This is a genomic window from Streptomyces sp. N35 (assembly GCF_016464295.1).
Taxonomy (GTDB): Bacteria; Actinomycetota; Actinomycetes; order Streptomycetales; family Streptomycetaceae; genus Streptomyces.
On the sequence record NZ_JAEIMH010000149.1, the window covers coordinates 3,298 to 11,470 of the forward strand.

Consider the following 8,173-nt stretch of genomic DNA (forward strand, 5'->3'; position numbering starts at 1 on the left):
GACACGCACCGGGGGCTTGCGGAGCTGACCGCCTGAGGCCCGGGCGTTCGGATATGCCCGGCCCTTCCGTTGGCTTACGCCCGGCTCAGCCGCCCAGCTGCGACATCGACGGCACCTTGTCGACGACCGGCGCCCCCGCCTCCTTGCCCGCGTCCTTCACCGAGTTGATCACGTTGTCGAAGATCCCGGCCGCGTCGTCCGCGCCTTCGCCCTTGCGGAGCTTCGCCGGCAGGTCCTTGAGCGACTCGATGCCCGCGGTCAGCGGCGCGACCGCCTTCGCAAGGAGCGGGTCACCCTCCGCGTTCTTCGCCGCGGCCTTTAGCCTGTTGTACGCGAACGCCCCGGCCAGACCGGCCTTGACCATCGTGAACTTACGGCCGTCGGCGCCCGCCTTGAACTTGCCGTCACGGGCGGGCTTGATGATCCACTGATACGCGGCCCCGGCGGCGAGTCCCGCGTTGGCCACGAACCGCGTCTTGGCGAACTTCTGCTGCTCGGCCGTGCTGGTGCTGCTCGGGTCGGCCCCGGCGTCGTTGTCGCTGCTCCCGCAGGCGGTGGCGCCGGCGAGGAGGGCGCCGCACAGGAGAACGGCGACGGCCATACGGACGAGGAGCGGACGGCCGCTCGCTGAGCCTGCGGTGAGCACGGTGGACCTCCCACGGATCGCGTGGGCCGCGGTGGTGCTTGTCACCGGGCCTTTGAGGCAGCCTCACCCGGGTCCCGGCGTACCGCCACTCGGGCGAGCCCGTCCGTGGGCCGGGCCCGGAATACGCCGGAGTTTCAACCTCCGCGATCCGGTCACTCGATGCGTATGTCTCGCAACGGTAGGGGTTGGCACGCCGGCACGGTCATCGCGGTGATCGCCGACATCATGGCCGCGATCATCGGCCTGTGGATCCTGATGTATCTGTTGGACGCGAACCGTGCGAACGACCTCGTGCAGTTCGTCCAGGACGCCGCCCGCTGGCTCGCCGGCTGGTCGCACGACCTGTTCACCTTCGACGAGGCCTGGGCGCGTGTCGTCTGCGGCTACGGGCTCGCCGCGATCGTCTACCTGTTCGTCGGCCACCTGGCCGCGAACAGGCTGCGCCGCTACTGAGGCCGCCCGACTGCCGCCGCCGGCTCCTGTCCCCCGCCAGCGGTCAGCGGCAGCAGTCCGGCTCGAGCCCCGCCGGCAGCCGGTCCTCGCCGAACACCGCGCAGGTCGCCTCGTGGCCGCCGAGCGCCGCCACCGCGAGCAGCAGCGCGCCCGCGGTCCATGCCGTGAGCTCCTGCGGCCAGATCGCGCTGTCCTCGTAGACATAACCGGTCCAGTACAGACCGCTCTCCGGGTCGCGCAGATGCTGGATCGACTTGAGGATCTCGAGCGCCCGGTCCGACTCCCCCATCACCCATAGGGCGAGGGCGAGTTCGGCGGATTCGCCGCCGGTCACCCACGGGTTGGGCGACACGCACCGCACCCCGTAGCCGGGCACGACGAAACGCTCCCAGCCTTCCTCCATACGGGACTTGGCGTCCGCACCCGTCAGGGCGCCGCCGAGGACCGGGTAGTACCAGTCCATGGAGTAGCGGTCCTTGTCGAGGAAGCGCTCGGGGTGGCGCCGTATCGCATGACCGAGCGCGCCGGCCGCCAACTCCCAGTCGGGCTGCGGCTCTTCGCGCTCCTCGGCGATGGCGAGCGCACAGCGCAGGGCTTGGTGGATGGAGGACGATCCGGTCAGCAGGGCGTCCGTGACGGGGGTGCCGTCCTCTTCCCTCTTCCAGCCGATCTGCCCGCCGGGCTGCTGCAGCGTGAGCACGCACTCGACGGCCGCGTAGACGGCGGGCCACATGCGGTCGAGGAAGGTGTCGTCGCCGCTGGCGAGGTAGTGGTGCCAGACGCCGACGGCTATGTACGCGCAGAAGTTGGACTCGATCCCGCGGTCCGTGGGCGCCTCGGCGTCCCCGTCGGCATAGGCGGCGAACCAGGAGCCGTCCTCGCGCTGGGTGCGCACGAGCCAGTCGTAGGCGCGCTCGGCGGCCTCGTGCTCACCGGCCGTGTCCAGGGCCATCGCGGCCTCGGTGTGGTCCCACGGGTCGAGGTGGTGGCCCCGGAACCACGGGATGGCGCCGTCCTCGCGCTGGCACGCGAGGATCCCTTCGACGGTGTGCGCGGCCTGCTCGGCGGTGAGGACCCCGGGCAGTACGAGATGCTGCGTCCGGGGAGTCGTCACTTGGCGCCCGCCGTGTCCACCGTCTCGGCCACTGCGGCCTTCGGCAGATGGGGCTTGGTCGCGTACGCCACGAAGCTCTTGCCGATCACGGGGTTGAGGGCCCGTTCGGCGGCGCGCGTCAGCGTCGAGATGCCGCGCGTCTTCATGATGTCCCAGACCAGGAGCTGGTGGTACGCCCGTACCGGCAGCGCCTTGTCGTTGTCGACACCGAAGGCGCACTTGAGCCACCAGTACGGCGAGTGCAGGGCGTGCGCGTGGTGGGTCCCGTACGGCTTGAGTCCGGCCTCGCGCATCCGGCCGAGCAGCTCCTCGGCCTTGTAGATGCGGATATGGCCGCCCTCGACCTCGTGGTACTCGTCGCTGAGCGCCCAGCAGACCTTCTCGGGTCCGTAGCGCGGCACGGTCACGGCGATCCGGCCGCCCGGCTTGAGCACGCGCACCATTTCGGCGAGCACACCCTTGTCGTCGGGGATGTGCTCCATGACCTCGGAGATGATCACGACGTCGAAGGACTCGTCGGGGAAGGGGAGTTGGAGCGCGTTCCCCTCCATGGCGGTGGCGGTGGCGCCCTCGGGCGCCTCACCTGCCTCCTTCATGGCCGCGAACCACTTGGCGACCTCGCGGATCTCCTCCCCGTTCTGGTCGAGCGCCACGACCTGCGCACCGCGCCGGTAGCACTCAAAGGCATGCCGCCCCGCCCCGCAGCCGAGATCGAGCACGCGGTCGCCTGCGGCGAGCGGGAAACGGGTGAAGTCGACGGTCAGCACTCGGGCCTGCCTTCGTGGTCGGGTGCGGCTGGAATCGCGGGCGTAGCTGTCAGGAGTACGCGGGGTACGCGGGTCATCGGGCCGTCCGCTGCGGCGCCGCGGCGATGGCCTCGCGGTAGCGGGCGACCGTGCCCTCGGCGGCCCGCGCCCAGGTGAACTTGGCGAGCACCCGCTCGCGCCCCGCCGCACCGAGCCGCGCCCGCAGCGCCGCGTCGCCGAGCAGCCGGGACAGGCCCACGGCGAGGGCGCCGGCGTCCCCGGTGGGCACGGCGAGGCAGGTCTCGCCGTCGCGCCCGGCGACCTCGGGAATCGCGCCACCGGTCGTGGCGAGCAGCGGTGTGGCCGTGGCCATCGCCTCGGCGGCCGGCAGCGAGAACCCCTCGTACAGCGAAGGCACGCAGGCGACTTGGGCCGACCGCACCAGGTCGACGAGTTCGGCGTCGGTGATGCCCTTGACGAACTCGACGGCGTCCTCGAGCCCGTAGCGCGCGATCGCCTTGGCGACAGGGCCGCTCCCGGGCCGCTTGCCGACGACGACGAGATGCGCGTGCGGTGTCTCGGTCCGCACCTTGGCCAGCGCCTCGACCAGGTACACGAGTCCCTTGAGCGGGACGTCCGCGCTGGACGTCGTCACGATCCGCCCGGGCACCTCCGGCACCCTCGGATCGGGCGAGAAGAGCTCCGTGTCGGCGCCGATGTGCACCACGTGGATACGGTCGCCGCGCACCCCGAGATGCTCGGCGATCTCGTCGCGCGAGGTACCGGAGACGGTGAGCACGGAGGGCAGCCGCCGTGCGACCCGCTTCTGCATGCGCGTGAAGCCGTACCAGCGGCGCTTGCCGGCCCGCTCGCGCCAGCCCTCTGCGGCGTCGAGCTCCAGCTGCCGGTCGACGGTGATCGGGTGGTGGATCGTCGTGACGAGCGGGGCGCCGATCGCGCCCGGGCCGCCGAGCAGGCCGTATCCGAGCGTCTGGTTGTCGTGGATGACGTCGAAGTCCCCGCGCCGCGCGGCGAGATGACGCCGGGCCCGCAGCGAGAACGTCAGCGGTTCGGGGAAGCCGCCGGTGAACATCGTGCCGACCTCCACGACGTCGATCCAGTCGCGGTACTCGTCGCGCTTCGGCCGGCGGAAGGGGTCGGGCGAGCGGTAGAGATCGAGCGAGGCCAGCTCGGTCAGCGATACGCGGCCGGAGCCGCTGTCGACCTGGTCGAGCACGGGATACGGCTGCGCTCCGATGACCTCGACGTCATGGCCGAGCCGGGCGAGCTCGCGCGACAGATGGCGGACGTAAACGCCCTGGCCGCCGCAGAACGGGTTCCCTTTGTACGTGAGGAGCGCGATCCTCAGCGGCCGCTCGCCGCCGTCCGCGCGCTCGCCGGCCCCTGGCCGGCCGCCGACGGTACGTATGGCCGCATCAGGGCCCGCGGGGCCCGCCTCCATGGCCTCAGCGGTCACTCACGGCCCCCTTCTGACTGCATTGCCCGCGAGATTACGCCGGGACGCTAACCTAGAACAAGTTTCAGACTTGATCGCTTGAAGAGCATCGAATTTACCGGCAGGTAAGCAGACCGGAAGGCCTGGATCAGGTGATTCGCGCCACGACTGAGCCCCTGCCATGCTGTGGCCCCCTCGGGGCTCCCCCACCCAGCCGGATATGGAACGCGGAACGGGACACATGACAGCGGAAGCCAAGGAATCGGATCCGGCGACTCCAGCCCTGACAGAGCGTCAGGAAGCGCGCCGTCGCCGGATTCTGCACGCGAGCGCGCAGCTGGCCAGCCGGGGTGGCTTCGACGCCGTGCAGATGCGCGAGGTCGCCGAGTCGTCGCAGGTGGCCCTCGGCACGCTCTACCGCTACTTCCCGTCCAAGGTGCACCTGCTCGTCGCGACCATGCAGGACCAGCTCCAGCACATGCACGGCACGATCCGCAAGCGCCCGCCGGCCGGTGACACGGCGGCCGACCGTGTCGCGGAGACCCTGATGCGCGCGTTCCGCGCGATGCAGCGCGAGCCGCACCTGGCCGACGCGATGGTCCGTGCCCTGACCTTCGCGGACCGCTCGGTGAGCCCCGAGGTGGACACCGTCTCCCGTCTGACGACGGCGATCATCCTGGACGCGATGGGCCTCGACGACCCCACCCCGCAGCAGCTCTCGGCGGTCCGGGTCATCGAGCACACCTGGCACTCGGCCCTCATCACCTGGCTCTCGGGCCGGGCGTCGATCGCCCAGGTCAAAATCGATATCGAGACGGTCTGCAAGCTGATCGATCTGACGATGGAAGAGGAGCCGGCGGGTCCGGCCGGGGCGGGCAAGGCGCGACAGGGGCTCTGAGCCGCACGTTCCGTGCCGCTCCCGCACACCTTCCCCGGTCGCCTGCGCAAAGCACGCCCGTCGGCCATGGGGTGACGGGCGCATGGACATCCGGCGACCGTTCCGCACTGCGCATGCGCCGGTCGCACAGCAGGTCGCACGATCCTGCGTGTGCGCCCCCGTGCTCCCGCTTGGCCGGTTCTCCGCCCCCGCACCGGGGGCCGCGCCGGTTCAATGGTTTGCGCGCTGAGAGCCTGCGAGCAAACCCCCCACCGGCTCGCCCGAAGCGGCGCACGCTGGGGGATTGCTCGCGGGTTCTGCAGGAAGCAACCGGTGTGCGGGGAGCTGGAGGGGCGACAACGTGATCCGGGTACTTCTGGTGCACGACACCTGTCTGCTGCGGTCGGTGCTTGCCGAACGCCTCGACCGCGAACCCGACTTGGAGGTGGTCCATACAGCGTGGCCGAGCGCCGCGGCGCGGGCGCGTACCGCGCGGCCCGACGTGTGCGTGGCGGATCTCGACTGCTCGGACTCGTACGGGATCGCGCCGCTGGCCGATCTGTGCGAGCAGGCCGGCAGACCTGCGACCTGCCGGCTCCTGGTGCTCGCCAGTGCGGAGCGCCCCGGTCTGCTGCGCCGTGCGGCCGAGGCGCAGGCGTCCGGCTATGTGGACAAGGCGAGCACGCCTGATCAGCTGATCAGGGCGATCCGTGAGGTCACCGCGGGGAAACGGTTCGTCGACGAGACGCTGGGCTTCAGCTTTCTCAAGGCCGCGGAGATGCCGCTGACACAGCGGGAGTTGAGCGTCCTTTCGCTTGCGGCGCGCGGAGCCTCGATCGCGGAGATAGCCCTGAGCCTTCATCTGTCCCGTGGGACGGTCCGCAATTACATGGCGGCGATCACCCGGAAGACGGGGGCCCGCAACCGGGTGGACGCGATCCGGATCTCACAGGGGGAGGGCTGGGTCTGAGCGATGGCCGGTATTGCCGGAACGGGTCAACCCGGCCTTGCTGCCGTCGAGTTCGAGGACGAGGTCCGCTCGCGCGGCCGCGCCCGCGCGATGGGCGACGACCACGAGGGTGGTGTCCGGGCGCCGGCGAAAGGCGCGCTCGGCACGGAGTTCGGCGGCCGGGTCGAGTTCGCTCGCCGCCTCATCGAGGAGGATGAGGCGGCCGGGGGCCAGATACGCGCGGACCAGCGCGAGCAGCTGGCGCTCGCCCGCGGAGAGGGCCCCCGGGTCGGCCGTCGCGTCCAACCCGCCCATACGGTCGGTGAGTTCGGCCGCGCCGATCCGCTCGGCGGCCGCCAAGGTCTCCGCGTCACTGGGCGGCCGCGGGCACAGATAGGTGAGGTTCTCCCGTACGGTCCCGGAGAAGACATACGCCTCCTGAGGCACGAGCACCCGGTCGGCGACGGCCCGTACCTCTCCCCCGCCGGGCGCGAGCAGTCCCGCGATCAGCGCCGTGAGCGTCGACTTGCCGCTGCCGCTCGGCCCGGTGATCGCGAGGTGCGTGCCGGCGGGGACGTCGAGATCGAGCCCTTTCAGGACGGGCTCGGCGTGCGGCCCGTACGCGAAGGTGACCTGGCTCAGGCTGATGGCGTACGGGTCCGGGGGCGTCGCGACCCGTACCGGCGGCGGTCCTGCGGGCTCGGCGAGGAGGCGGCGCAGGACGACGAAGAGCCGGGAGCCGGTGGTGCCGAGTCCTTCCATCAGGCTCTGCAGGGCGGGCAGCAGGGACTGGGTGAGGTAGACGAGGGCGCCGGCCAGGGCGCCCGGGCTCACTCCCTGCCGGAGCAGCCAGGGTGCGGTGACCAGGAGCAGCAGGATGGGCAGCCGTCCGCCGACGGAGACCGAGAGCACCCGGACCCCGGCCCAGCGGGCCACGGACTCGGCGGCTGCGCGCTCGGCGTCCACGGGGACGGCGGCCTCCGCGGCGACCCGGTGCTCGGCGCCGGCCGCGCGGATGTCCCGCAACCCGCCCACCGCGCGGCCGAGTTCACCGGCGACCGCTTCGTCCGCGGCGAGGAAGCGCTCCTGGCGGTGGGCGAGGGGGCGCAGGGTCGCGGCGAACAAGGTGAGCCCGGCAAGCAGCGGGGGCGCCACGACGAGGAGCAGCTGCGGCGCGAGGACGAACAGGCCGACGAGCGCGCCGATCGCGGTGAACACGAAGGAACGCAGCACGAGGATCAGGCCGGCGAGGGTGTCCCGGGCGATCTCGACCTGATGGGTGAGCCGGGAGACGGCGGCGTCGTCGGGGGTGTCGAGGGCGCGGCGTACGACCCGGCGCACGAGCGCGTCACGGGCGGGCTCGACCAGGGCGGCGACGCACCGGTACACCCGCCCGGTCCCGTACGCGGCGACAGCCACGGACCCGGCGGCCACCGCGAGCCATCCGAGTCCGGTCCCGTTGGCCCTCGCGAGAAACCCGTCGTCCAACGCTCGCGCCAGCGCGTACCCGAGCAGCCACGTCTGCCCGGCCTCGAGCAGTGACCAGAACATAAGGAGGGCAAGGTCTCGGGGGTGGACGGCCAGGTAGCGGGCCGCTGCGCGGGGCAGGCCGGCGGAAGGTTGAGGGGAGCGTCGGGGGGTGGCGGTGCGCCTGGAGGGGATTGGCTCGGCGGAGGGGGCGGGGGCAGGGGTTGAGGGGGCGAGGGCCGAGAGGGCGGAGGGCTCGGGACCGGACGGCTCGGGACCGGACGGCTCGGGACCGGACGGCTCAGGACCGGACGGCTCGGGACCGGACGGCTCAGGACCGGACGGCTCAGGACCGGACGGCTCAGGACCGGACGGCTCAGGACCGGACGGCTCAGGACCGGACGGCTCAGGACCGGACGGCTCAGGACCGGACGGCTCAGGACCGGACGGCTCAGGACCGGACGG

General features: G+C 71.8%; 9 protein-coding genes. 4 read left to right on the top strand and 5 right to left on the bottom strand.

Annotation, left to right across the window (positions count from 1 at the left end; all coding sequences use genetic code 11):
• Window positions 1–85 precede the first annotated feature (85 nt).
• Window positions 86–601: a hypothetical protein gene (locus JAO81_RS40525; protein ID WP_165336536.1), complete on the bottom strand. Its 516-nt coding sequence runs from the start codon at window positions 599–601 to the stop codon at window positions 86–88.
• 204 nt (window positions 602–805) lie between these two features.
• Here JAO81_RS40525 and JAO81_RS40530 point away from each other — a divergent pair, with 204 nt between their 5' ends.
• Window positions 806–1,099, top strand: coding sequence for a hypothetical protein (locus tag JAO81_RS40530; protein ID WP_165336533.1), 294 nt, complete (start codon window positions 806–808; stop codon window positions 1,097–1,099).
• Between the two features lie 43 nt (window positions 1,100–1,142).
• Here the strand turns inward: JAO81_RS40530 and JAO81_RS40535 are convergent, their stop codons facing one another.
• The 3 genes from JAO81_RS40535 to JAO81_RS40545 form a co-directional block, all read right to left on the bottom strand.
• On the bottom strand, window positions 1,143–2,213 hold the full coding sequence (locus tag JAO81_RS40535; protein ID WP_199553022.1) for a prenyltransferase/squalene oxidase repeat-containing protein: 1,071 nt from the start codon (window positions 2,211–2,213) through the stop codon (window positions 1,143–1,145).
• Complete coding sequence (locus JAO81_RS40540) at window positions 2,210–2,980, bottom strand: class I SAM-dependent methyltransferase (RefSeq protein WP_199553023.1); 771 nt, start codon at window positions 2,978–2,980, stop codon at window positions 2,210–2,212. Before JAO81_RS40540 ends, JAO81_RS40535 begins: the two co-directional genes overlap by 4 nt.
• A gap of 73 nt (window positions 2,981–3,053) precedes the next feature.
• Window positions 3,054–4,436 (bottom strand): glycosyltransferase family 4 protein, encoded by a 1,383-nt coding sequence (locus tag JAO81_RS40545; RefSeq protein WP_307814209.1) that lies wholly within the window; start codon window positions 4,434–4,436, stop codon window positions 3,054–3,056.
• Between the two features lie 220 nt (window positions 4,437–4,656).
• Here JAO81_RS40545 and JAO81_RS40550 point away from each other — a divergent pair, with 220 nt between their 5' ends.
• Together JAO81_RS40550 and JAO81_RS40555 are read left to right on the top strand one after the other, a co-directional pair.
• The gene (locus JAO81_RS40550; protein WP_199553024.1) at window positions 4,657–5,313 is read left to right on the top strand and encodes a TetR family transcriptional regulator; all 657 of its coding nucleotides are present in this window, start codon (window positions 4,657–4,659) and stop codon (window positions 5,311–5,313) included.
• 340 nt (window positions 5,314–5,653) lie between these two features.
• Window positions 5,654–6,262: a response regulator transcription factor gene (locus tag JAO81_RS40555; protein ID WP_199553025.1), complete on the top strand. Its 609-nt coding sequence runs from the start codon at window positions 5,654–5,656 to the stop codon at window positions 6,260–6,262.
• Here JAO81_RS40555 and JAO81_RS40560 read toward each other — a convergent pair.
• The gene (locus JAO81_RS40560) at window positions 6,239–7,792 is read right to left on the bottom strand and encodes an ABC transporter ATP-binding protein (RefSeq protein WP_199553026.1); all 1,554 of its coding nucleotides are present in this window, start codon (window positions 7,790–7,792) and stop codon (window positions 6,239–6,241) included. The genes JAO81_RS40555 and JAO81_RS40560 overlap by 24 nt on opposite strands.
• Window positions 7,793–7,880: 88 nt before the next feature.
• On the opposite strand from JAO81_RS40560, the gene JAO81_RS43215 reads away from it, so the two are divergent.
• Window positions 7,881–8,173: hypothetical protein (locus tag JAO81_RS43215; protein ID WP_374194422.1), on the top strand; the 293-nt coding region annotated here is incomplete at its 3' end.